This window comes from Alkalibacillus filiformis (genome assembly GCF_030814115.1).
Classification (GTDB): domain Bacteria; phylum Bacillota; class Bacilli; order Bacillales; family Alkalibacillaceae; genus Alkalibacillus; species Alkalibacillus filiformis.
Genome location: NZ_JAUSUP010000001.1, coordinates 90483 through 112516, shown reverse-complemented (window position 1 = coordinate 112516; position 22034 = coordinate 90483). Strand labels below are relative to the sequence as shown.

At 37.0% G+C, this 22034-nt stretch carries 31 protein-coding genes; 5 read left to right on the top strand and 26 right to left on the bottom strand.

Annotated elements, in window-relative coordinates; genetic code table 11:
- Positions 1-42: 42 nt before the first annotated feature.
- The 12 genes from J2R98_RS00660 to J2R98_RS00605 all read right to left on the bottom strand — a co-directional run bounded on the left by J2R98_RS00660 (position 43) and on the right by J2R98_RS00605 (position 10269).
- Complete coding sequence (locus J2R98_RS00660; RefSeq protein ID WP_307065089.1) at positions 43-438, bottom strand: hypothetical protein; 396 nt, start codon at positions 436-438, stop codon at positions 43-45.
- Positions 439-478: 40 nt separating this feature from the next.
- Positions 479-970, bottom strand: a complete 492-nt coding sequence (locus J2R98_RS00655) for a hypothetical protein (protein ID WP_307065088.1) — start codon at positions 968-970, stop codon at positions 479-481.
- A 50-nt stretch (positions 971-1020) separates the two neighbouring features.
- A complete protein-coding gene (locus tag J2R98_RS00650; RefSeq protein WP_307065087.1) occupies positions 1021-1587 on the bottom strand; it encodes a GNAT family N-acetyltransferase in 567 nt (188 codons plus the stop codon).
- The gene (locus tag J2R98_RS00645; protein WP_307065086.1) at positions 1584-1946 is read right to left on the bottom strand and encodes a hypothetical protein; all 363 of its coding nucleotides are present in this window, start codon (positions 1944-1946) and stop codon (positions 1584-1586) included. Before J2R98_RS00645 ends, J2R98_RS00650 begins: the two co-directional genes overlap by 4 nt.
- A gap of 25 nt (positions 1947-1971) precedes the next feature.
- Positions 1972-2460, bottom strand: a complete 489-nt coding sequence (locus J2R98_RS00640) for an NUDIX hydrolase (RefSeq protein WP_307065085.1) — start codon at positions 2458-2460, stop codon at positions 1972-1974.
- A 241-nt stretch (positions 2461-2701) separates the two neighbouring features.
- On the bottom strand, positions 2702-3022 hold the full coding sequence (locus J2R98_RS00635; RefSeq protein WP_307065084.1) for a hypothetical protein: 321 nt from the start codon (positions 3020-3022) through the stop codon (positions 2702-2704).
- A 189-nt stretch (positions 3023-3211) separates the two neighbouring features.
- Complete coding sequence (locus tag J2R98_RS00630; RefSeq protein WP_307065083.1) at positions 3212-3766, bottom strand: SurA N-terminal domain-containing protein; 555 nt, start codon at positions 3764-3766, stop codon at positions 3212-3214.
- A gap of 103 nt (positions 3767-3869) precedes the next feature.
- Positions 3870-5909 carry a TRAP transporter permease gene (locus J2R98_RS00625; protein ID WP_307065079.1) on the bottom strand — a complete coding sequence of 680 codons (2040 nt, stop codon included), beginning with the start codon at positions 5907-5909 and terminating at the stop codon, positions 3870-3872.
- A complete protein-coding gene (locus J2R98_RS00620; protein WP_307065074.1) occupies positions 5906-6331 on the bottom strand; it encodes a DUF1850 domain-containing protein in 426 nt (141 codons plus the stop codon). Before J2R98_RS00620 ends, J2R98_RS00625 begins: the two co-directional genes overlap by 4 nt.
- A 28-nt stretch (positions 6332-6359) precedes the next feature.
- A complete protein-coding gene (locus J2R98_RS00615; RefSeq protein ID WP_307065073.1) occupies positions 6360-7346 on the bottom strand; it encodes a TAXI family TRAP transporter solute-binding subunit in 987 nt (328 codons plus the stop codon).
- A 340-nt stretch (positions 7347-7686) separates the two neighbouring features.
- On the bottom strand, positions 7687-8241 hold the full coding sequence (locus J2R98_RS00610) for a SurA N-terminal domain-containing protein (RefSeq protein WP_307065072.1): 555 nt from the start codon (positions 8239-8241) through the stop codon (positions 7687-7689).
- A 96-nt stretch (positions 8242-8337) separates the two neighbouring features.
- Positions 8338-10269, bottom strand: coding sequence for a DUF2075 domain-containing protein (locus J2R98_RS00605; RefSeq protein WP_307065071.1), 1932 nt, complete (start codon positions 10267-10269; stop codon positions 8338-8340).
- Positions 10270-10405: 136 nt separating this feature from the next.
- Between J2R98_RS00605 and J2R98_RS00600 the strand changes: the two genes are divergently transcribed.
- Positions 10406-10714 carry a nucleotide pyrophosphohydrolase gene (locus J2R98_RS00600; RefSeq protein ID WP_307065070.1) on the top strand — a complete coding sequence of 103 codons (309 nt, stop codon included), beginning with the start codon at positions 10406-10408 and terminating at the stop codon, positions 10712-10714.
- A 36-nt stretch (positions 10715-10750) separates the two neighbouring features.
- Here J2R98_RS00600 and J2R98_RS00595 read toward each other — a convergent pair whose 3' ends face one another.
- From J2R98_RS00595 to J2R98_RS00585, 3 genes are all read right to left on the bottom strand, one after another.
- A complete protein-coding gene (locus J2R98_RS00595) occupies positions 10751-10909 on the bottom strand; it encodes a hypothetical protein (protein ID WP_307065069.1) in 159 nt (52 codons plus the stop codon).
- Positions 10910-10935: 26 nt separating this feature from the next.
- Complete coding sequence (locus J2R98_RS00590; protein WP_307065068.1) at positions 10936-11382, bottom strand: hypothetical protein; 447 nt, start codon at positions 11380-11382, stop codon at positions 10936-10938.
- A 78-nt stretch (positions 11383-11460) separates the two neighbouring features.
- A complete protein-coding gene (locus tag J2R98_RS00585) occupies positions 11461-12225 on the bottom strand; it encodes a GNAT family N-acetyltransferase (protein WP_307065067.1) in 765 nt (254 codons plus the stop codon).
- Positions 12226-12579: 354 nt separating this feature from the next.
- On the opposite strand from J2R98_RS00585, the gene J2R98_RS00580 reads away from it, so the two are divergent.
- Complete coding sequence (locus J2R98_RS00580; RefSeq protein WP_307065066.1) at positions 12580-12675, top strand: YjcZ family sporulation protein; 96 nt, start codon at positions 12580-12582, stop codon at positions 12673-12675.
- A gap of 194 nt (positions 12676-12869) precedes the next feature.
- On the opposite strand, the gene J2R98_RS00575 is transcribed toward J2R98_RS00580, so the two are convergent.
- The 8 genes from J2R98_RS00575 to J2R98_RS00540 form a co-directional block, all read right to left on the bottom strand.
- Entirely contained in the window at positions 12870-13652 is a 783-nt protein-coding gene (locus tag J2R98_RS00575) for a hypothetical protein (protein WP_307065065.1), read from the bottom strand.
- A 162-nt stretch (positions 13653-13814) separates the two neighbouring features.
- The gene (locus J2R98_RS00570) at positions 13815-14747 is read right to left on the bottom strand and encodes a DMT family transporter (protein WP_307065064.1); all 933 of its coding nucleotides are present in this window, start codon (positions 14745-14747) and stop codon (positions 13815-13817) included.
- Positions 14748-15255: 508 nt separating this feature from the next.
- On the bottom strand, positions 15256-15687 hold the full coding sequence (locus J2R98_RS00565) for a hypothetical protein (protein ID WP_307065062.1): 432 nt from the start codon (positions 15685-15687) through the stop codon (positions 15256-15258).
- 12 nt (positions 15688-15699) lie between these two features.
- Positions 15700-16635, bottom strand: coding sequence for a phosphotransferase (locus tag J2R98_RS00560; protein WP_307065060.1), 936 nt, complete (start codon positions 16633-16635; stop codon positions 15700-15702).
- An 87-nt stretch (positions 16636-16722) separates the two neighbouring features.
- A complete protein-coding gene (locus J2R98_RS00555; RefSeq protein ID WP_307065059.1) occupies positions 16723-17025 on the bottom strand; it encodes a hypothetical protein in 303 nt (100 codons plus the stop codon).
- Positions 17012-17572, bottom strand: a complete 561-nt coding sequence (locus tag J2R98_RS00550) for a cupin domain-containing protein (protein ID WP_307066883.1) — start codon at positions 17570-17572, stop codon at positions 17012-17014. The genes J2R98_RS00555 and J2R98_RS00550 overlap by 14 nt, the downstream gene beginning before the upstream one ends.
- A gap of 23 nt (positions 17573-17595) precedes the next feature.
- Positions 17596-18702, bottom strand: coding sequence for an ABC transporter permease (locus J2R98_RS00545; protein ID WP_307065058.1), 1107 nt, complete (start codon positions 18700-18702; stop codon positions 17596-17598).
- A complete protein-coding gene (locus J2R98_RS00540; RefSeq protein WP_307065056.1) occupies positions 18703-19632 on the bottom strand; it encodes an ABC transporter ATP-binding protein in 930 nt (309 codons plus the stop codon).
- A gap of 149 nt (positions 19633-19781) precedes the next feature.
- Here J2R98_RS00540 and J2R98_RS00535 point away from each other — a divergent pair, with 149 nt between their 5' ends.
- Together J2R98_RS00535 and J2R98_RS00530 are read left to right on the top strand one after the other, a co-directional pair.
- A complete protein-coding gene (locus J2R98_RS00535) occupies positions 19782-20213 on the top strand; it encodes a hypothetical protein (RefSeq protein ID WP_307065055.1) in 432 nt (143 codons plus the stop codon).
- Positions 20214-20243: 30 nt separating this feature from the next.
- Positions 20244-20495, top strand: coding sequence for a DUF4190 domain-containing protein (locus J2R98_RS00530; RefSeq protein WP_307065054.1), 252 nt, complete (start codon positions 20244-20246; stop codon positions 20493-20495).
- Positions 20496-20659: 164 nt separating this feature from the next.
- Here J2R98_RS00530 and J2R98_RS14575 read toward each other — a convergent pair whose 3' ends face one another.
- Both J2R98_RS14575 and J2R98_RS14570 read right to left on the bottom strand, forming a co-directional pair.
- Complete coding sequence (locus J2R98_RS14575; RefSeq protein WP_503128521.1) at positions 20660-20965, bottom strand: peroxidase-related enzyme; 306 nt, start codon at positions 20963-20965, stop codon at positions 20660-20662.
- Complete coding sequence (locus J2R98_RS14570; protein WP_503128520.1) at positions 20966-21205, bottom strand: carboxymuconolactone decarboxylase family protein; 240 nt, start codon at positions 21203-21205, stop codon at positions 20966-20968.
- Positions 21206-21384: 179 nt separating this feature from the next.
- Between J2R98_RS14570 and J2R98_RS00520 the strand changes: the two genes are divergently transcribed.
- The gene (locus tag J2R98_RS00520; protein WP_307065052.1) at positions 21385-21492 is read left to right on the top strand and encodes a YjcZ family sporulation protein; all 108 of its coding nucleotides are present in this window, start codon (positions 21385-21387) and stop codon (positions 21490-21492) included.
- A gap of 84 nt (positions 21493-21576) precedes the next feature.
- Here the strand turns inward: J2R98_RS00520 and J2R98_RS00515 are convergent, their stop codons facing one another.
- Positions 21577-21948, bottom strand: a complete 372-nt coding sequence (locus tag J2R98_RS00515; protein ID WP_307065051.1) for a DUF3221 domain-containing protein — start codon at positions 21946-21948, stop codon at positions 21577-21579.
- Between the last annotated feature and the right edge of the window lie 86 nt (positions 21949-22034).

The window sequence follows — 22034 nt, the reverse complement described above, 5'->3', positions numbered from 1 at the left end:
CTCATTTCATTTTATCATAGAATAAGCTACAAATGCCTTCACTTAGTCCTCTAACTTCAACACCATTGATTCATTGTTATCTTCCCACCTAATATTGACATCTATTTTCGCATTTTCTTGTGTCACTTCGCAATCAGTACAACTCCCCATAGAGGTATTGAATACACCATTTCTAATAAACATATCTTCCCCTGATCTAGAACTAGACATAGCATCAACCGAATAACTAATGCTTTCTGGTGGTTCACCTTCACCAATATACTCCATTATTAGACTGACGTTTTCACTATCTCCACCTCTAATCGATACGAAATACTCAACTTCCCAATGTTCTGTTTCGTGTTTAAAGGATAGTTCCTCATAATCTGAATAACACGCCGTAAGAACTAAGCTTGTTAGAATTAGCATGGTAAAAACTTTAACGCTATTAATCTTCATGTTTATCACCTTTTTATGTCCTTAATACTACAATTGTAATTTATTCAAACTCTATAAGCTCATCAACTACAAGTTCCCTCTGCTCTTTATCACCAGTGTTAGTATCCCAAGAGGCATAAACTGCGACAGAATCAAAAGCATCTACAATATCATCATCACTCAATCCTCTTGCATAAAAAACGAATTCTTTGAAATATACCGCACCCTTATTCTTGTTCTCTAACTGTTGCCCACCTGAACCATACCAATAACGATCCTCATCATCTATGGAATTAATAATGTCTCTCCAATCACCAGGGAAATCAAACTGTCGGTTAGATAATTCGTCCCTAAACGGCATAACGAATTTTAAAGTAAACTTACGAAAATCCTCTTTTGACGGATTGTCTATTCCATGAGTTCCAACTCTGTTATATTCTTCATCAGTTAAATGTGAAACGGTAACTTCAGTCGTTATAGTTGGTACAGATGTATGACCGCATGCTGCAAGCATCATTAGTGAAACCAAAAACACAACTAATAACTTCTGCATTACCTTTCACCTCTTTCGGGTACAACCATTGCAAACCATAGTTCAATAAATTAAATCGAATTCTTAAAGTAAACTAAGTTATCCGTCCAACCACCAAATTCATAGATAAATCCTTTTCTCGTGCACTCATACTCCATTCCAACACGCTCTGCCAGTTGAAAAGAAGCCTCATTATCCACATTAATATGCGCTTCAATTCGGTGGTAGTTTAAATGTTTAAAACCGATTTCGAGCGCTTCTTCAACCGCTTCTTGACCATATCCATTTCGCCATTGATGGTTATGAATTGAATACCCGATTCTTCCCCACTGGAAGTTATCTCGTACAAGCGTTGAGAAGTCTACCATTCCTAAATGAACGCCGTCCGTTTTTCTAAAAAGACCAAAAACAAACGCTGTATCTGATATAGCTAACTCCTGGTGCTTGTCTACTAAATCATGAAACCAATCTTTAGTACAATTACTCATGTCTCGCTTGCCTTCATCATGACGGTGCTGTGAAGGCTTACGACTTTCAAAACCATCGAGCCAACTTTCGTAATCAGATTTCTCTAAAGGCCTAATGATTAACCGATCAGTTTCTGACACAATATCAAACGTTTTTTCAACTATTTTCAATGAGACATCTCCTTTGTTTTGCTTGCACTTGTCTTCCATAGTTTAAACAATCCAACGACTAAAAAGGTAAAGGCTATTAATTCTAAGACCCTAGGAATGAATGATGTCCACACTACAAACTCTCCCATAGTCATCCCCATTGGCGGTCCATGTTCTTGGAAGTAATCCACCATTCTAATACCGATACCACCTGTTTTCATAATAAATTGATATAGTTCACTAATTATGAGCAATAAGAAAAAATAAAAGCCACCAGTAAAAGCAAATTTTCTAGAGATGATTAGACCAACGATTAACAAGACAACCGTTGCGACCGGAATTAATACACTAATTAATACACTAATAAATCCTAATAACAATATAGCCCCTCCTTTTAGACCTTAACTATTTTAATACCTTCCATTCATCAAAGCACTCAACTTCTATTCCTAGTTTCTTAGTTTTCATCCAATCGAAAGCTTTTAAAACTAACGGAGAAGCGTTATCTAAAGACACTTCCTCCTCTGACAACCATAAAGCACCAAGAGAGTCTTGACCTTCATATTGATTTGGCTCGATTAACTCGCCACCAACTTTTCTAACTGTATAGAAAACAGCGATATGATGAACATCCGTGTGGCCTTTCCATAACCAAGGAAGTTTAAAGTCAACCAGGCCGACGTTTTCATCTATTTTAACTTGCAAACCTGTTTCTTCATGCACTTCTCTTCTTAGTGCATCAGCTAACGACTCGCCTTCTTCCAAACTTCCACCTGGTAGATCAAATCTATTAATATAAGGACCACCGTTTTTATGTATAACTAATAACTTCTCGTCTTCAATACAAAGGCCATAGACACCGAAGGCTCTGTGGTAATTCTGCTCGCTTGTCATAGCGTTCCTCCTAAGTAAAAATCAACACCTATATTTTACCACAAAATTACTTTACAGACTTTTCTACAAAATGAAAAACAGCTCAATTATGGAACATAACTGAACCACCAATCTATCAAACTCTATGAAATTAAAGACTCCACATTCCTCGTTTCTGACTTTCAATTGATTCTCGCTCAATCAGAGAAAATAATTTAAAGTGGAAACTTCTAACTGAGGTTTCAGAAGGATTAACGAAGCATTAAGCAAAACACACTTCAACTTCTCCTTCTTTTTGAGCTGTCTCAAGACAGTTTTCAAGGAATTCTTTAATCTGCACATTGTCAAGATCATTCCCTGCTAAGGAGAACTTGTTTTCGTGTGAGTGAATAAATTCTTGAAGTGCATATTCCATCTGGTGGACAGAGAAAGTGGAGCGTGCACCAACGCCACTTACACCTCCATTATGTTCTTCTGAATCTAGTACTTTGTACAAAACATCAGCGTTATAGTTCGACATGCTAAAACGAGCATAAGCAATTTTTTTACCGGCATGATTGTAGCCAAAAATGTCATGACCCATAGGCTTTCTCCTTTCAAATATAACAACATTAAAAGTGATTAATTAGGGAAATTAACGTTTGGAGTGTTAATTTAAGGTGAGTGAAACAGAGGAAATGTGAAGTCTTCAATTATAATTATATTCGAACAGGCGTTCTTGTCAATATACAAAAAGAAAGGAGCTCGACAAAACAAACTCCCTTTGCGATTTCTATTCTATATGCACGTCAATTTCATCTTCATACTCTTCATACAAGTCATTAATCATTTGTTGTATCGTTGCATCTACTTCTTCAATGTCTTCATCCGCATCTAGCTCCTCAAAGTCCACGTGTTCTTCAAAGAATGCATTTGAATATGCGCTCACCTCAGCACGTTTCCTGGTATACTCTTCAAGAAATGTCTCTGGCTCCATATCAAACAATTCAGCACGTGATTCTGCAAACTGACGAATTTGATTGGCTTGGTCAGTATCAACGTCTTCTGAAGGATAACCACCTAAAAATTGTCCGTGCATTTCTACTTCTTCAGATACATCAATCCCCATATTTTGAGCTTCTTGCATGATTAAGTACTCCGTTACATACGCATCAACGGCACCTGGCAACTCGTCATCATCAGCATTATATACAAATAAAACGTCACCAACCGTAATCTCTTCTCCTTTAACAACAGCCGCTGGATCATCTAGATCATACTGAGAGCCTGAGCAACCGGCGATGAAGACGAGGCTAGCTAGAATTGTTATGTAGATTAGTTTTTGCATGGGGTCACCTCCATTAATTTACAAATCAACTTCACCAATCATATTATCACAAAAACAAACTAGACTCGAGATCAGCGTTTGCTAACACTCGAGTCTAGTAGTATTAAGCTAACTTTTCATTTTTCTTACGAGCTTTCATGAAATTCATCGCTAGAATAATAGCAACTAACGATAATCCAATCACATCTGTCATTAAACTTGGTACCACCGATAATAAAGCACCCGTCAACAACACAACTCGCAAGAATGGATTTATGAAGGTATGGAAGAAACCTTCTAATGCCGAACTCAGAGCGACAATTCCAATAATGGCTGTTGTTACTACTAGTAAGATATCCATTATTGGTGGAAGACCAAATTCCGTTGCGTTCGTTGCAACTCCTGTTGTGTCAATCATTAACAACGTTGGATCAAACACAAACAGGTAAGGAATGATAAATCCTGCTAATGATAGCTTTAATGCTTGGAAACCTGTAATCATTGGGTTACCACCTGACACTCCAGCACCAGCGAATGCCGCTAAAGCTACTGGCGGTGTTACGTTAGCAAAAATACCAAAGTAGAATACAAACATGTGGGCTACTAATACAGGTATACCAAATTCAGATAATGCTGGCGCTGCCATTGTTGCTGTAATGATATAAGCTGGGATGGATGGTAGACCCATACCTAATAACATCGACGCTAACATGGTAAAGAATAAAGTTAAGAATAATGAACCCGCGCCTAAACTTTGAATAGATGAAGTCATAACTGTACCGAAACTTGTTAAGCTAACAACACCAATTATAATTCCAACTACCGCACAGGCAATCATAACAGCTAATGATTGACGAGCACCTAATACTAATGCGTCCATGACATCTCTTGGACCCATACGTGTAGCTTTTCTAAATGAAGCGACAACAATGGTTAAAACAATCGTCCAAAATGCTGCACGTCCTACCGGCATGTTTTGGAATAACATGACGATTAAACCTACGATCGGTATTAGTAAATGACCTCGCTCCTTCAACACTTCTCTCACTCGAGGTAAATCAGCTTTTGGAATACCTTTAAGCCCTTGTTTACCAGCACGATAGTGAACTTGCATAATAACAGCTAAATAGTATAAAACGGCTGGAATTAACGCTGCTAATGCGATTGTTCCATAGTTAATTCCAGTCGTCTCAGCCATTATGAAGGCACTTGCACCCATAATTGGTGGCAAGACTTGTCCACCTACCGAGGAACTCGCTTCAACAGCTCCAGCGAAGTTTTTGTTATAGCCAATTTTCTTCATTAAAGGAATCGTAAACGAACCAGTACTTACCGTGTTCGCAACTGCCGCTCCGTTAATACTGCCCATAAAACCACTGGAGACTGTCGCTACCTTCGCTGGACCACCTTGTCTATGTCCAGCTAACGCCATTGCGATATCATTAAAGAACTGTCCTAGGCCAGATTTTTGTAAAAACGCACCAAACAAAATAAATAAGAAAATAAAGCTCACAGAAGCGCCAATTGCTGTGGAATATAGACCTTCTGTTGTTAAATACAATTGCCCAAAAATATCGCCCAAATCAAACTCACGCGTCATGAGTCGCATTGGTAGGAAGTCCATATGACTAAAGAATGGATATGATAAAAAGATTAAAGCAAAGACAGGTAAAATAAGCCCTGTTACACGTCTTGCTGCCTCTAAAATCAATAGGACAGTCATAATTCCTACAATAATATCCATCGTGTTAGGAATACCGCCACGCTCAGTTACAATCGCTGTATATTCCGTTAAAATATAAAAACTTGAGTAAAAGCTTAAACCAAACAAAATCCAATCATAAAATGGAACTTTATTACGGTTTTGACTTGCAAAAGTCGGATAAATTAAGAAAATTAAAGCAAGGCCAACCGCAACATGAATCGAACGCTGTTGTAATGCAGGCATAGGGTTAAACTGAATCCACAAATGATAAGCTGAATATAATGCAGCAATGATAAACAACGTCCAGAATATGAACTTGCGATTATCTAAATCCCTTATCTTAGATTGTTTATCGTATTTTTCTAGTATTTCTTGTTTATCTATCTCTTCGTTAGTATCTATTTCATTAGACTTATTGCCTTGTTTTTCAACAGGGTCTTTTACGTCATTTTGACTCATAACGGTTTCCCTCCCCACATATTCCAAAGATAGACTCTATGAACTTTGATCTCAATCTCACTATACGGCTCAAAAAGTTCATATAAAGGGATTTCCTTTGTATCTGTTATAATCGTTGTTTCCGTATGATCTGATACGATCATATTCATGTGATTCATCTCTCGATTTACGGCCATTCGAATAAAACCATCATCACTTTCAATGATTTCACCTTCAGATGGAACACCTGCACCAAACGTTTTGAAGTAAGTCTCTGTTAATACTAATTGTTTTCCATCACGTTCATAGACTTCATACCACGGTTCATTTTCAACAGAGTGAATCCAAGTTAACGTAAACGAATCACTGTTAAGGTAATACCTCTCATCACCTGATTCAATTTTAATAACAGACCAGTGAAAAAAGGTTAAAAATAGGAGCACTATGATTAAAGTGCCCCTAATCAACCATTTATTGTTCATCGTAATAACGCTGCGCCCCTGGGTGAATTGGTGCAACCATTCCTTTTTGTGCATCTTCTAAGTTGATATCAGATGCTGCTTGGTGTGAATTTTCAAGTTGTTCTAAGTTCTCGAATAATGTTTTCGTTAACTCATAAACATCATCTTCGCTTAAGTCAGAACGAACAACTAAAGCGTTCATAATCGCAGCTGTTTCAATTGGTTCATCATTGTTGTAAGTACCTTCTGGAATCTCCATTGAAACGAAGTACTCTTTATCTTCAGCAATTTCTTCTACTCGATTTTGTTCAATCGTTACAATCTGTAGATCAACTGATTCAGCTAATTCTAATACTGAAGAGTTTGGTAGACCACTTGTTAAGAATGCAGCATCAATTTGACCTGTACGAATTCCGTCAGCCGCTTCAGCATAACCTAAGTAATCTTCATCAATATCATCATACGTAATTCCATGACCTTCTAAAAGCGTACGCGCGTTAACTTCTACACCTGAGTTTTGGTCACCTACAGCTACACGCTTTCCTTCTAAGTCATCAAGCGTTTCAATCCCACTGTCAGCAGTCGTTACAACTTGTACATAGTTAGGGTACAGTGTCGCGATTTGCTGTACATTATCAATTGAATCATCTTCAAAGTTTTGCTCACCTTCAACTGCTTGACTTAAAACGTCACTCATTACAAATGCCATTTCTACACTTTCTCTATTAAGTAGATTCATATTCTCTACTGATGCACCCGTTGTTTCTGTACGAGCGTTAACACCTAATTCATCAGTGTAAGCTTCCGCTAATGTTGTCGCAATAATGTTATAAGGACCAGAAGAACCACCTGTGGCAATTGTTGCAATGTTCGTATCTAATCCTTCACTGTCACCACCATCAGTGTCAGCCTGGTCACCATTGTCGCCACCACAAGCTGCTAGAATTAGTGAGACCGCTAACATTAATGTGAAAGCGCTTATAAATTTCTTATTCATGAAAATCCCCTCCAAAAATTTTTCTCTAAATTATGATTACGGTAAAAATTATTCTATCACACACCGTTCGACAAAATCTATCATAATTCTCAAAAAATCTGAAAGGGATTTTTTTCCGATGAAGTATTAAAGGGTGTGGTCTAAAAAATACCCTTAAAGGCAAGGTGAGGAGCTATGAAAAATAGGAAAATTTATTTATAAGCTAATTATGATAGTAACTCTTTTTAACTACATTTCTTGTTCCAGAACTAGTTCTTTTATTATCTCCTTCATACGCCTCCATCATTGAAGAGAGTCCGTAATATAATACTTATAACTCTAACAATAAAAAGGTTTTCTCTTATTCTATAAAAACCTCAATCTCATCTTCATATTCTTCTAACAAGTCATTGATGATTTGTTGCATCGTTTCATCTGCTTCTTCAATGTTTTCATCTGTATCAAGTTCATCAACGTCCACGTACTCTTCAGCAAATGCATTTGAGTGTTGGCTCAACTCAGCACGTTTCCTAGTATACTCTTCATGATACGTCTCTGGGTCCATGTCAAACAAGTCAGCACGTGATTCTGCGAATTGACGAATCTGATTGGCTTGGTCAGTATCAACGGCTTCAGAAGGATAGCGCCCCATAGATTCTACAGCCATTTCTACTTCTTCAGAAACATCAATTCCCATTTCTTTTGCTTCTTGCATCAAAAGGTACTCCATCACATACGTATCAACGGCATGTGGCAACTCGTCATCATCAGCATTATATACAAATAAAACGTCACCAACCGTAATCTCTTCACCTTTAACAACAGCTGCTGGATCATCCAAGTCGTACTGTGAACCAGTGCAGCCGGCGATGAAGATCAGACTGGCTAAAATTGTTGTGTAAATTAGTTTTTGCATGGGATCACCTCCTAAATTAATCTTACTAGCACATTTTTATAATGAGAGCTTACTAGCTTTCTTCATTACAATGTTTTGTCACGATAAAGATACAATTTAATAATCCCTTCTTCTCTCCGCTACTTTCATTTCTTGGTTAATCATTTCATTATAATCTTTTTCTCTTTTTAATCTCTCCATTAAATAACGCTCTAGATTCTTATCTGTACAATATACAAAACACCCTTTTTGCCCTCTCGTCATAAGAGTTCTATAAGTATTACGTATAATTCGATCAGCTATTTTTTGAGCTTCTTCAGGGTCTTCTTTGAGCCGCTTCTTAATCCCTCTTAATGACTGATCGGATTTGGCACGCTTTGTGAGATCAGTAACCACTTCACCATTTTCAACACGTAAGTCGTCTCCAATAATCACTCCAACATAATCAAACTCAAGACCTTGACTTGTGTGAATACAACCCGCTTCATGGATAGATTCTTCGTCAATAGCCCACGTATCTGTATTTCCTAGATTCCAACTAATAGAAAAATCATGTTCTTCGATTCTAATATCGTGATAGTCGGTTTTATTACGTTGGTCTTTAGGCCACTCCCAGCAATAGCCTGCTACAACCCTTGACTTATTATTGAGTTTATTTTTCTTAATTAACTCTTGTTTCATTACGTGTGGGTCAGAAAATACTCTAAAATCATAGTCTATACTCATGTCATTGGTATTAGCTGTTTCTCTAATTTGTAATACGTCATCAAGCCATGCGATATATCCATCTGAGCCATCACACCTGAATTGAGAAGCTAATTCACCATAAGTTACCTCAGCTCCGTATTCTTCTGCAAATTCTTTGATCATCTCGATATTGCCAACATCTTTCAAAGTAACACGTTGATTTTCATCGATGAAGAAAACTGATAGCTTACTAGTATGAATAACTTCTTTCACTTGATTTTCTCCTAAGTTCTGAAACATACCTGATTTTTCATTCAACCTATGAGCTTCGTCCACTATTAAAACATCTAGCTCATCTTCTTCTGTATCAGTATAACTGCCAGATCCTTTAAATAAATTATCAATTCGCGTCTTTTTAAAATCACCTTTAAGCTTTGTAGAATAAACATTTCTAGGAGCTGAATTTTTCGTAACATACTGGCAAGTTAAAGACTTATTAGTCATAGCAACTAGTAAGTTGACCGCCAATACTGATTTACCTGTACCTGGACCACCTTCGACAATCATGACTTGTTTTGTATCAGTTTGAATGGCTCTGTCTGCTAACTGCAATGCTGTTTCGTAGAAGACCTTTTGCTCATCAATCATAATAAACTCTTCATTACCTTGTAACATACTTGTTAATGAGTCTTGAAGTGATTTTGATGGTCTTATTTTACCTTGCTCTATTTGATATAAAACCTCTTTTTGATCTCCGTATACAATATGTTTCTTTATGAAGTCTCTGAGCTTAGCTACATCACCTTTTGTATAAACAGGTGCTAAGTTCAGATAGTGATCATAATACTCATCTGTCAAAGGGTCATCATCTGTTCGTCTGTAATTATGTAAATAAGCGCATGGTTGCAGTTGTATAGATTGTTCTTGAACATTCTCGTTAAAGTCTTCAATTAAAGCAGAGTAAGACCATGCTTGATAAGATGGGTGTGCCACTTCACGCAGCCCTCTATTTAGTGCCGTTTTAACGATTGCTTCTTTCCCTTCTACCTTTTCAACCTCAGACCATTGCTTTAATTCGACTATGACTACATGATCATTTTCCCCATCAAATCCAGATAATAAGAAGTCAACTCTTTTTGACGTATAGGGAATTTTATATTCTATAGCAACTCCAGCATCATTAGGAATTTCTTCGTCATTTAAGACGCGATACATATGCAACATAGAGTTGTCCCAAGAGCGTATTTCTGACTCACTAGTGCGCCCTAACTTTTCTTCAAATACGTCTAGTATGTGAGTGACAAGCTCATCTTGATCAACGTGATTAAGGAATTCTTGTTTATTCGCTTCATATACAATCACACATAATCCTCCTAACCCAAAACAATCTATGTGAATTAAATAGATGAAATGATAAAATATGCTATAAATACATATTACTAAAATTTTCTAAAGACTGAAATGGTAAACTACTATTAAAGTAAGGAGTAGATTATAGGTGAGTGACTTACATAAAATAATTAATTCAATTAACCAATTTAGAGATCAACGAAATTGGCGACACTTCCACAATCCTAAAGACTTAGCGATTTCAATCTCGATCGAAGCAGCAGAATTATTGGAGGACTTTCAATGGAAAGATAGTGAAACAGCATTAGAATCTAACAAAGGCAATATCCAAGAGGAAATTGCAGATGTTTTAATCTACTCACTGATGCTGTGCTCAGACCTTAAATTAGATGTTGAAGAAATTATTGAGGCAAAACTGAAGAAAAATGGTGAGAAGTATCCGAGTAAAACTGAATAACTTTCAAAATGAAAAACGGGCAATTTAGCCCCTTTTTCATTTAATGACCCTTTCAATCTCACCAACCGTAACCTTCTCCCTCCCTTCATACTCTCCAACCCCATCAGCTCGAATGTACTCATCGCCGCTTCCTTTTTTAAATGTTGTATTCATCTGTAAGCCGAAGTACTGTTCTGGCTCGTAACCATCTAGCACTTGGGTGTATCTTTCGGGATCGTTTTCTAATTGAAGATGAGGACTTTTTCTCCTATTGCGAAATGTTCAAATGGTGTGATGTGTGCACGATCGTCGATTTTGCCACCTTCTCTTCTGACGACGATTTCATCATATGGGAGTGTGTTGCCATAGTATTCGTCGACTTCAATGATTAGGTCGATGTGGAACTTGAAATAATCGTTATAGTCTTGGAAGAGTTCATTGATTAGATCTTCTGTTTCAAATGGGCCTTCAATCTCAACGACTTCGCCTTTCACGATGAGCTCAGAATCCAATAATTCTTCTAATGTATTCACCTCATAGTACCCGTCATCTTCGTGTATGAGATTATTGTCTGCCACTTCTATAAGTGTATTTTCTGCCGATTGGTCAATGTCTATATTGGTATCCTCTGTAGTGCAAGCCGCCAGGGTGATTAAAAATAACCAACAAACAACTACAATAAACTTCATAAAAGCGCCTCCAATTTTTATTTTAATAAAGTAATACCCCTTAATTAGTTTTAAGGGGTATCTGGAAAGCATCATCTATTATTCTATAACATAAGTTTCATATTCAGTCTTAAATTTATAACCTAGTTTCTCAGCTAGCTTGACTGATTCCATATTGGCAGCATCCCAACTTGGGTAAAACCCTCTATTTAAGCACTCTAATATTAAAGCAGAAGCTGTAATCGTTGCTAAACCTTTTCCTCTATAATCGGGGTGTGTTGCAACTTCAATTTCAATACCATCATCGTATATACTAAATGAGGTTGCTCCACAGACGACTTTACCTTTGTGAAGCATAGCGAAGCCCATTCCTCTTTCTACAAAGTCATTAGTAGAATTAAATTGAGCTATAAAGTCTTCAGAAAGCTCATGCAATGTAGGGTCTTCAGCTATCGTTAAGTCAATGGGTTTTAGTTCGTACTCCTCTGGTATGTGTGTCAGATACTTTTTAATGTAATCTTGATTTAAGTGATTTGGATTTTTATAAAACTCATACCTTTTGATTTTTTCAAAGGATCCTTTATGCAATGTTTCAAATTTCTTTCTCCACTCTTCAGTTTTAACGGTCGCAAGAGTGAATTCTGGTAAGTTTTGCAGCAGTTCATTTGCTTCATCAGCATCATGGTCTCCTGCATAGAACACAAAAATTCCAACAATGATTTGGGCTACCGTTGGATGATTGAGGTCATCCACGTAGGCACTACCCATATGGCCTTGTAAGCACGACAAAACGACGGTGTCATCAAAGTCTTTAAATAATGGCGCTAATTTTTCTCTTTCTTGGATTTCTACATAATGAATCATATTTCTTGTTCCTCCTAATTTGCAAAGAACAAGATTGTTAGGATGTACAGTGTGTTATTACCTCATGCTAATGATCTTCCCAAACACTTTGGGAGGTTGCATATTGGGTAATTTCGTTTTCTTGTTCTTGCATTAATTCTTCGTAATTCCACAATATCACCCTCCTTCAATTTTTTCCTAACATTTCAAATATACTAAATATTTTTCTTCTTGTAAACTTAAGGAAAAGCTGTAGTGATACATTTCAATGTATAAACGTTAAAAATACTTCCCTTCCCCCCAACACCGGCCCACCCATTTCACCATCCTAAACATATGATGTAATGTACTATAGTGATAAAGGAGGTACTCGCCATGGGCTATTCAGGAGGACGTTACGGTGACTCGTTCGTGTTGATCGTTGTGTTGTTTATTTTACTAATTATTGTAGGCGCTTCTTTTTACTGCTAAGGGTTGAGACCTGATTTTCCAACCTTCTAACGCGAGTTTGTATCAACCTAATGTATGAAAAAGCCCCTTAACTTTTTAGCTAAGGGGCTTTTTGGTATTGGGTTGATAATTATTTAATGAAAGTTTTTAAGCGTATATAACTATTAAAGTTTGTACAAAATCTAAAGAATTTTATTTGAAACCTAAAATAAAGATTATGACTGACTTTCCTTTTCTAAACCTTTCCTAGCTTGATTCAAGATATCATTTTTTCTTTTTTGGGTTAAACTAAAAATACTTAAAGTAATAGAGAAACTAGCTAAAACTAAACCAAAATCATAGGAATGTAATACTAATAACAAAGCTTCATTACTTGAAAGCAACCTAACCATCTCAGCTCTAATAACTTCAAACGATACGATCCACCCATAAAGTAAATATATAAACATGGCAATAAAGATAAACTCTATGTAACCCAAAAGCTTATAATTAGTTTGATCAGATACACTCATGAATTTTGATAACTCTTTCAAATCTAATCTTTCTTCTTCTTTATTACCTTTGTCTTTATCAAACGGAAATGTTCTTTTTAATTCATAGGTAAATGCAAAATTTACAAAATAACCTATAAATAACACTACAATACTAAGGTAAAACATAAAACTGATCACCATTAGAATTGCTATTATCCATTCCAACCATAATTCTTTTGGCTCCAAAATCATAAATAAAACAAATGATATAGTACTAATTAGTATAAAGAAACTTATAAGTTTATAACCAAAAGGGGAATACTTTTTAAAGCAAACTTCCTTCCTTAGGTTCCTGACCAAGATACCAAGTACAAGTAGTTGAATAAGGATTAGTGAAAACTGATAGTTCATATCCCTTTCAAAGTATAAGTAAATAAATGGAATTGTTATGTATAGGATTATGTAGATAAATTCAAACAGAGTGAATTTTGAGAACTCTGATAAAGATAATGCCTTTTTTATCACCCATCACTTCCCCTTTACTACAGATTTTATATTACCATTCTAACTAACACTAAATAATTATCAAAGTCTATTTAATTATTATTGCATACAAAGAAATAGTAGTTAAGTTGTGGCGGGAATTTAATCCAGAACTCAACTACTATTTTTTTAATTATCTATTCTTCATCTGGGATGGTTTTCATCTCGTGGTTTCTTCACTTTAACTTTTCCTTTAAACGAGAACACCGTTAAGAATAACGAGCCGAACAATAGGACGAACCCGAATAGTTGCCAACCAGTTAAGATCTCATTGAACACAACGACTCCAACAATGACAGCAATGACAATCTCAATTGAAGCGAGTATTGTCGCTTTACTTGATTCGACATAGGCAAGACCGTTTGTGTAAAGTAAATAAGCTACAATTGTTGATATAATAACAATTCCGAGTATATTTAGCCATACATCTCCGTGTGCGAACGCTTCGTAGTTTTGCCATATGCCACTTGTTGGGATTAAAAATAGCGTACCGCAAAGCATCGCGTACGTCGTGATTGTAAATGGGTGGTACCAGCGGCTGACGTCTTTGCCGATTAAGCTATACGTCGAACAGAAAAAGCCTGCAAGTAATCCGTATATAATGGTTTGAATCGTTAATGAGAATTCGCCAATTGGAAAGAATTCGATCGCAAATGCACTTCCTGTGATCGTCATAAGAATGGCTATGATTTTAGTTACGGTAAGAGCTTCATTAAAGAAGATTTTAGCTATGATGGCTGCAAAGACGGGTGAAGTATAGACGAATACGACGGCGACTGAAAGTGATGCAAGGTCCATGACTTGGAAATAAAACCAATTGAAAAGTGCAATACTGACGACGCCAAGTGCAATGAAATAAGGTAAATCGATCAATCGAATCTTTAAATAACTTCTGGCAAATATTGCTAACATCGTGAGTAGGATTAAGCTGGAAAATGTTAAGCGAAGTGTGACGACTTGCCATGGCGTGAATCCGTAGTCATATAAGTTTTGGACGAATAAGCCTGTTAAGCCCCAAAAGCCTGCACCGAAGATCACCATTCCATAGGCAATAAAGTTATTCATTCTCATTCTCATCGTTAAACCCTCCCTTTTCTCTCTATCTAACAGGTTCAGGTCAAACTACTAAGAAGTTTGATTTAATTTGTGTCAAGCTTGTTCATCTTACAACGCTTAGCGCTTATAAGCAACCTTTTTGATGAAAAAATATTTTGGCAAATTTTGCGGTCGAGGTATATCGCGGTGTGGCGGTGGAAATGAGGGTTGTAGATTATTAGATTTTTTGGCGATTGAGGTATGGATTTTGGCGTTAATGATAATTATTTGGCGCTTGCGGCCTGGATTCTGGCGTTCATGCGATTTATTTGGCGTTCACAATATTTCACCGACATTTTTTATCAGCGCTCAGGAAAAATTATCAGCGTTCGCGACTAACTTATCAGCGCTCGTAAATTTTTATCGGCGTTCACGTGATGTTTATCAGCGTTCACCAACTTTTATCAGCGCTCAAGCAAATTTATCAGCGCTCACCCAATATCAACCTTCTTAACAAACAAAAAAGACAACTCCCTGTTTGGAAGATGCCTTAATCAGTTTCATTTTCTCTTATAATGTCATAAATGTTTTGCTCGATTTCAATAATGTTTCGGTTTTCAACTGAGTGGTTGATAGTTTGAGAGATTTCTCTTCTCGTCTTTGGTTCTAGCTCGAGGACGTGATGATCGACTGACGTTAATTGTTGATGAACGACACTCATCGTTTGCCAAACTTCACGCGAATAGTCTGAGTCATCCATTGAATTTCGCGACAACTCCTCAATATGATCAAACGTTTGGCTCATCCTTGCATAGTGTTCTTCTGTCATTTCACCTTGAATTTGGAATGCAGCATCAAACATAAATCGGTTTAAAGTTTGTTCAACGCTACCCTCGTTGTTTTGATTGACTAAGCTGAATATAACAGTGATGTTAAGGATGATTGATGCTGTTAGGGCTATCAATAGAATTTTAGTTTTCATTGCTAGCGCTCCTTATACAAAACTTTTATTGAGCACATCTGAATAAACCTTAAAATCAAATATAAAATCTACTAAACTCATTAGCAGTTCACGTTGCTCCTCTCGTGCCCAGTCATCCTCTTCAGCTAAGATCCACATCACTTCATCAAGGAAAACGTGCACGACGGCTTCATCCCACACCTTTAATTCAGCTTCAGTTAAAGATTGATATTGATGATAACCTTCTAGGAAAACTCGCCACTCTTCAAGTGTAAACAGACGATTGGGTGCAGATGAGAACTCATTGTGAAATAGTAATAACGCTAATGCTAAGTCAAATGTTCTTGGGATCCACTTTGCATGATCTGGATCTATTAACACCGGGTTTTCTTTATACACTAAGTTATTCGCTTTATAGTCGTGAGGCGTTTCAACCCAAGTAATCGGTGCGTTTTTTAAGTAGTCTTGTTTTGTAACGGCTTCACTAAAGATTTCCTTTAATCTGTCTATATTTAGTCCAGACTCATATTGGCTATTTAGTTTCTCAATTTCTGCAATATGTTCATCTACTTCATTACCATAAAAGTCAAACACATCATATTCTTCTAATTCGTATGTATTGTCTCGTGATGCTAGCGAATGGATTTTACCAAGTAGTTTGCCAGCCTGTTTGATCTCTTTTTTTATTCCTTTATATTCTGATCCATCAATAAATGGATAACAAACATAACATTCATCAGCAATTTGTAATGGATTACTTCCATCTAAATTAACTGGTGTTACAACAGGAACACCGTGATCATGTAGATGATTTAAATATCTCACAAATTGATTAGCTTGCTTGATTGGAAACTGTGTTCTTTTAATAATAAAATCATCCACTTTATAAACCGGTGAAAATGGGTAAATACTTTCCTGCTCTTGATCAACGTTAAACCCGAATGCTTGGATAAGATCTTTACTGTTCATACTAATCCCCCTTGCTACAACTTTATATTACCAAAATTTTCAATAAAATAAAATGACTTAAGGTGAGATCTCACCTTAAGTCAACCTTCACTGCACACTCGCCTTTTTATACCTTAAGAAATATTGAACCACCAAGTGAGCTATAACGCCGATGATGAAAAATAGCGCAAGCCCCATCACACGTGCTTCAATCGCAAATCGTGTCTCATAAACCTCAATAATAAACAGTGGCAAACCGAATAATGTTGGTGCGTAATTTATAGAGTAGCCTAGTACAAGCATTAATAGAGTGGTAATAAACAAGAGTAGCGATAATATAATGGTTACTTGTAAGCCGGTTAACAACACTTTAAAAAAGCTTTTCATTTTATCACCTTTAATCTTTTGCATATTTCTCAATCAACTCTTGATCAATGCCCTTTTTCTTCCCTTTCTTCGCTAACTGACTTATGAAAAATTTTAAGAAAAACGGCATTTTGACAACGCATGAATCTTGCATGTCTAATGCGATTGCGGCGTATGTTTTGTTTTTCGGAACGCCTTTGTCATCGGTCTCGCCATCTTCAATTAACCCATAAAGAATGCGCATTGATTCTTCAAACTGATGAGCTGGTGTAATCTTCACGCGAAATGTAACGGCGTTTTTGTCTGATGCATTTGAAAAAGTATGGTGCGTTTCTTTTACGACGGTCATCTTGTCACCTTGCTGTAGTATGTGGTCTTCTTTACCTTTTGTCACTTTTAGTTGACCATCTAGCACTTCAAATTGCTCATCAAAGTTTTTGTGAAAATGTAGTGGTGGCCCTTCGCCAGCTGGTGGTAAGTCAACTTCAATATACTCATAATCCCCTCCTGTTTCACGACTCGTCTCTAAAAATGTAATTTTTTCACCTGTTAACTTGTGTGTAATTGAACGATCTTCTTTAACCTCTTGCATCACATTTCCCCTCTCCTTATATATTATCGCGTCGCCACGATCGATTTGCGACGGTATAGCCATGAACCGATGATATAGGCAACCACGCCCCATAATGCCATTACACCTATGTGGAACCATATTGCGCTAGATTCGATTCCAATACTGTATACCATTGTGTCGCGTAAGCCTTCAGCAAAGTATGTCAAAGGAAGTACGTGCGCTACAGGATGCAACCACTCTGGCATCATTTCAACTGGGAAGAATATGCCGCTTAAAAACATCATTAAAAAGCTAAAAATGTTCGCAACACCCATGTAAGCTTCCGTTGTTTTACTAAATGATGAAATAAAGTAGCCGATTGCGTTAAATGATAGCGCGCCGACTAGGAATAAGACGACTAAACCTAATACATTAATATGCAATGTGGCGTTAAATAAGAAAACGCCGATTAATGCGAGGACGAAAATTTGAATAACGCTAAATAGTAACCGCATCATCATGTCACTTAGGCCGAACAAACTCATATTTACAGGTGTCATGCGCAGGCGTTTAATTAGCCCTTTACGGCGCATATCGACTAGGTCAATCATGCCGAACAAACCGCCTTGCGCAACAGCTAATGCAATTAAACCAGTCAATAAGAAGTCTTGGTAACTCAGTTCGTGTTCACCAGTTGTAACCGTCTGGAAATCGACCGCGTACGTTTCAGATGCGCCAACGACTTGTAAGTTCATTTGTTGAACAATGTTACTCAAAACACCTGATACCACTTGAGTTGTCGTGCTTTGTTCGTCTTCAGCATTGACCATTAATAAGACGTCGGAATCTTCATCTGTTTGCGGTAGGACAATCGCCGCCGTGACCTCTTGATCTATAATGAGTTGTTCTGCTTCGGATTGGCTCTCTAACTGATGGTCAACGTTCAACACCGGAATGACTTCGATTTGGTCATAGATCGCGGTTGAGACTTCGTTCGGATTCTCCTCCACTACTGCAACAGACGCTTCAAACTCATCATCTGAATCGGCGAAAATTGACATGAAAATAAGCATTAGGATCACTGGGAAGAACAGCCCCCAAAACCATGCCTGCTTTTCTCGAAACGTCATTTTTAAATGCATCAAAAACATTTGCTTAAACTGATTCATTTAATCTCGCCATTCCTTTCCTGTGAATTCTATGAAGACATCTTCTAAGCTCATTTCTCGAATCGATATTTGATCAACTTGATAGTTTTGTTGTTTCGTATAATTGAATAGTTCAAGTAGCGTGTACTCGGGGTCTTCTGTCCAAATTTTTAATTGCGTTGAATCCCGATCAATACGCGAGACCACACTTAGTTCTGTTAAAACTTTTTCCGAGTTGATCGCCGCTTCTTCATGTTCTAAAAATGAAAGACGCACTTCTCGTTCGACGGTTAACCTTTTTATAAGGGCATCTGGCTGATCGATCGTGACGATTTCCCCTTGATCGATGATACAGACACGATCGCTTAACTGTTCGGCTTCATCCATGTAGTGCGTCGTTAAAATAATCGTTTTGTCTAAACGTTTAAGACGCAAAATAATATCCCACAAGTTACGTCGTGCTTGCGGGTCGAGTCCTGTTGTTGGCTCATCTAAAAATATTATTTCCGGATCACCAATCATCGCCAAACCGATCGCAAGTCTTTGACGTTGACCACCTGATAAATTACGAACTTGCTTATCTTTGTGCTCGGTTAAATTGACTGTTTTAAGGATTTCTTCTTCTGGTCTATTTTTATCGTAAAAAGATGCGAATAACTGCAAATGTTCACTTGGCGTTAGCAGATCGAACATCGCACTAAGCTGCGGCTGGACACCGATTTTCTTTTTAATGGCATCTCCGTTCTTTTTCCAATTTAATTCACCAAATTTTATATCACCTTGATCTGGCGGTACGAGCCCTTCGATCATTTCAAGTGTTGTCGTCTTTCCTGCTCCGTTTGGGCCAATAATTGTAAACACTTCACCTTGCTCAACTTGAAAACTAACATCTTTAACCGCCTGAACTGCACCAAACGATTTCTTTAGATGATTAACTTCTAAAACGCGCATGCGCACCCCTCCCACATCTATATAAGACGTTTAAAAAAGGGAAACGTTTCAACTTTAGAGGGGAATTTAGAATTTTTCAACTATTGAATGATAATGTAAGGAAAATTATGTTAACATTAAGGTGGTGTTTTTATTACGGAGGTATTGTGATGGTATATCGAGCTTGGCCTTATTTGTGGGTGGCAATTTTAGGACTAATATTACTTATTACAGTGGGATTTGAGCTTGCAAGAGGAATAGTTGATCCGATTAAAATTAGTGTAATCGTCGTGTTCTTCTTAAACATTTTTATTAACTTTAAGTTAAAACTCGATGCCGAAACGATCACATATGAAATTTATTATATTAACTTCCGCGTTCACCAAAAAGTCGTTCACGTTGAAGACATTCAAGAAATCCGCTTCAAACGCGTCGGTTGGAAGCAAAGCTCTGCGAAAATCATCTTGCCAGGAAAACTTAATATAAGAGTTGTCGCTTTCAAACCAAAAGAAGTTTACCAGACGTTAGATGAATATGATGTCCCTAAACATAAATCAGAAGACTACTTGGTTCTAGAGAAGTTCGCTGGGCGAGAAGGTTGATTATTCAAATCTTTATTTGGAGGTCGTTAAATGGAAGATCAAGATGCGAAAAACAGCTACTCAACCACTTCATTAACTTTAGGGATTCTATCAATCTTAGTCCCCTTAATCGGTTTCGTCCTAGGTGTTGTTGGTGTTATCACTTCAAAAAAAGCGCAGAAAGCTTACGAAAAGAAAGATGGCCTAGCGACTTCAGGAATGGTTTGTAGTATTATAGGTATTGTTATTCAACTTTTTGCTATTCTAAATTTAATTAGTTATTTTTCAATTTCCGTGAATTAATAACGTAGACGCGCTATAGATAGCGCGTCTTTTATATATGGTTGATCTCTATGAGCTTGTTGGTTGGATTTAATGAGCCTCTCGAATGGATCTATGAGCCTCTTAATTGATTCGATGAGCGATTTAAACAAAATCCGGTTAGGGTGTTAACCTCATCGAATCGATTAATTTTCTTCATAAAAATCTTCTTCTAAATTAACCCCTAAACCTTCAGCCATTCGATTTACAAAGTTAAAATATGAAGTGATTTGACAGATGTCTAGGATCTCTTGGTCTGTACAACCCATTTCTTTTAGGTGAGTTACATCCTCATCTGATACTGAATGAGGTTCAATTGTTAATTTTACAGCATAATCTAAAATTGCTTTTATTTTGTCATCTAAATTTGCATTTTTATAATCTTCCTTCACCTGATTAACAAGGTGCTGGTCTTTCGTTAACATATGGAGCGCCGCCCCATGATGTTCTATTCAGTAAAAACATTCATTAGTTGATGAAACAACCGTAGCAATCATCTCTCTTAAATCCCGTTTTAAAGGGGACTTTCCGAACATAATCACTTTATAATAATTAAGATGTGCTTCAAGTGATTTTGGATTTAAAGAGTGGACTTTTAAAATGTTCGCCATCTTTCCATTAAATCGATCATAAAGCTCTTCAAGTTTTCCATCAGCTTCATCTGATTCAATCATTTTAATTCTTGAATCCATTTCAAGCCCTCCTTAATGCATTTTGCTATTACAAAGATTATAATTTACTTTCTTCAAATTCTCAATATTCAGTCATCACTTTTGAATACACTTCATTTTTAGATATTCCGCAGAAGCCCTTACATTAAAGGTATTCGCACATATATTGAAATTGTAACCATAAAAAGGGGGAAAGAACTATGTCACACGGATACCACCAAGGCGGCGGCATTGCATTAGTTGTCGTCCTATTCATTTTGTTAATTATTATTGGTTCATCTTGGGGATATGGCAGTCACGGCTATTAAAGCATTTCTACCTAATGTTGATACCAATAAAATTAAAACCATTGCGCAGAACTTTTTCGCAATGGTTTAATTACATATCGTTTATTATTCCAAAACATGAATTTCTTCTGCCCCTCGTTGCGGCGGATTTGAATCGAGTTGTTCCCCAGTCCAATAAATTTCTACTTTTGTACCTATTGTTAGATCTTCAAACTGATCATCGTCTACAGCGTAGTAGGCGGCTTCGTGTTGTCCAGCTAGTTGATTGATTTCGCTAATTGTTTTGCCTTTTACATCGTCTCGTTCAATCTCTGATATGACGAGGATTTGTTTTACGTCGCGCTCACCGTCTAGTTGTTGCTTTTTCGCGATGATGCCTTCATGTTGATAGACCTTGTGTTCTCCTGTCGATTCACCTACTTCAATACATGCGGTCAACAGTAGAAGTATCGTGAAAATAAGTACCACTTTTTTCATCGCTTACTCTCCTTTACCCTTTCTTTAATGGCTAAAGCACAGAAAATTAGTGCAATCGCTAATAATATGTAATTCAACACTTGTGG

Coding starts and splice junctions, on each gene's coding strand:
- J2R98_RS00660 (WP_307065089.1), bottom strand. CDS start 438: ATGAAGATTAATAGCGTTAAAGTTTTTACCATGCTAATTCTAACAAGC.
- J2R98_RS00655 (WP_307065088.1), bottom strand. CDS start 970: ATGCAGAAGTTATTAGTTGTGTTTTTGGTTTCACTAATGATGCTTGCA.
- J2R98_RS00640 (WP_307065085.1), bottom strand. CDS start 2,460: ATGACAAGCGAGCAGAATTACCACAGAGCCTTCGGTGTCTATGGCCTT.
- J2R98_RS00635 (WP_307065084.1), bottom strand. CDS start 3,022: ATGGGTCATGACATTTTTGGCTACAATCATGCCGGTAAAAAAATTGCT.
- J2R98_RS00630 (WP_307065083.1), bottom strand. CDS start 3,766: ATGCAAAAACTAATCTACATAACAATTCTAGCTAGCCTCGTCTTCATC.
- J2R98_RS00625 (WP_307065079.1), bottom strand. CDS start 5,909: ATGAGTCAAAATGACGTAAAAGACCCTGTTGAAAAACAAGGCAATAAG.
- J2R98_RS00615 (WP_307065073.1), bottom strand. CDS start 7,346: ATGAATAAGAAATTTATAAGCGCTTTCACATTAATGTTAGCGGTCTCA.
- J2R98_RS00610 (WP_307065072.1), bottom strand. CDS start 8,241: ATGCAAAAACTAATTTACACAACAATTTTAGCCAGTCTGATCTTCATC.
- J2R98_RS00590 (WP_307065068.1), bottom strand. CDS start 11,382: ATGAAGTTTATTGTAGTTGTTTGTTGGTTATTTTTAATCACCCTGGCG.
- J2R98_RS00585 (WP_307065067.1), bottom strand. CDS start 12,225: ATGATTCATTATGTAGAAATCCAAGAAAGAGAAAAATTAGCGCCATTA.
- J2R98_RS00580 (WP_307065066.1), top strand. CDS start 12,580: ATGGGCTATTCAGGAGGACGTTACGGTGACTCGTTCGTGTTGATCGTT.
- J2R98_RS00570 (WP_307065064.1), bottom strand. CDS start 14,747: ATGAGAATGAGAATGAATAACTTTATTGCCTATGGAATGGTGATCTTC.
- J2R98_RS00565 (WP_307065062.1), bottom strand. CDS start 15,687: ATGAAAACTAAAATTCTATTGATAGCCCTAACAGCATCAATCATCCTT.
- J2R98_RS00560 (WP_307065060.1), bottom strand. CDS start 16,635: ATGAACAGTAAAGATCTTATCCAAGCATTCGGGTTTAACGTTGATCAA.
- J2R98_RS00555 (WP_307065059.1), bottom strand. CDS start 17,025: ATGCAAAAGATTAAAGGTGATAAAATGAAAAGCTTTTTTAAAGTGTTG.
- J2R98_RS00550 (WP_307066883.1), bottom strand. CDS start 17,572: ATGCAAGAGGTTAAAGAAGATCGTTCAATTACACACAAGTTAACAGGT.
- J2R98_RS00545 (WP_307065058.1), bottom strand. CDS start 18,702: ATGAATCAGTTTAAGCAAATGTTTTTGATGCATTTAAAAATGACGTTT.
- J2R98_RS00540 (WP_307065056.1), bottom strand. CDS start 19,632: ATGCGCGTTTTAGAAGTTAATCATCTAAAGAAATCGTTTGGTGCAGTT.
- J2R98_RS00535 (WP_307065055.1), top strand. CDS start 19,782: ATGGTATATCGAGCTTGGCCTTATTTGTGGGTGGCAATTTTAGGACTA.
- J2R98_RS00530 (WP_307065054.1), top strand. CDS start 20,244: ATGGAAGATCAAGATGCGAAAAACAGCTACTCAACCACTTCATTAACT.
- J2R98_RS14570 (WP_503128520.1), bottom strand. CDS start 21,205: ATGGATTCAAGAATTAAAATGATTGAATCAGATGAAGCTGATGGAAAA.
- J2R98_RS00520 (WP_307065052.1), top strand. CDS start 21,385: ATGTCACACGGATACCACCAAGGCGGCGGCATTGCATTAGTTGTCGTC.
- J2R98_RS00515 (WP_307065051.1), bottom strand. CDS start 21,948: ATGAAAAAAGTGGTACTTATTTTCACGATACTTCTACTGTTGACCGCA.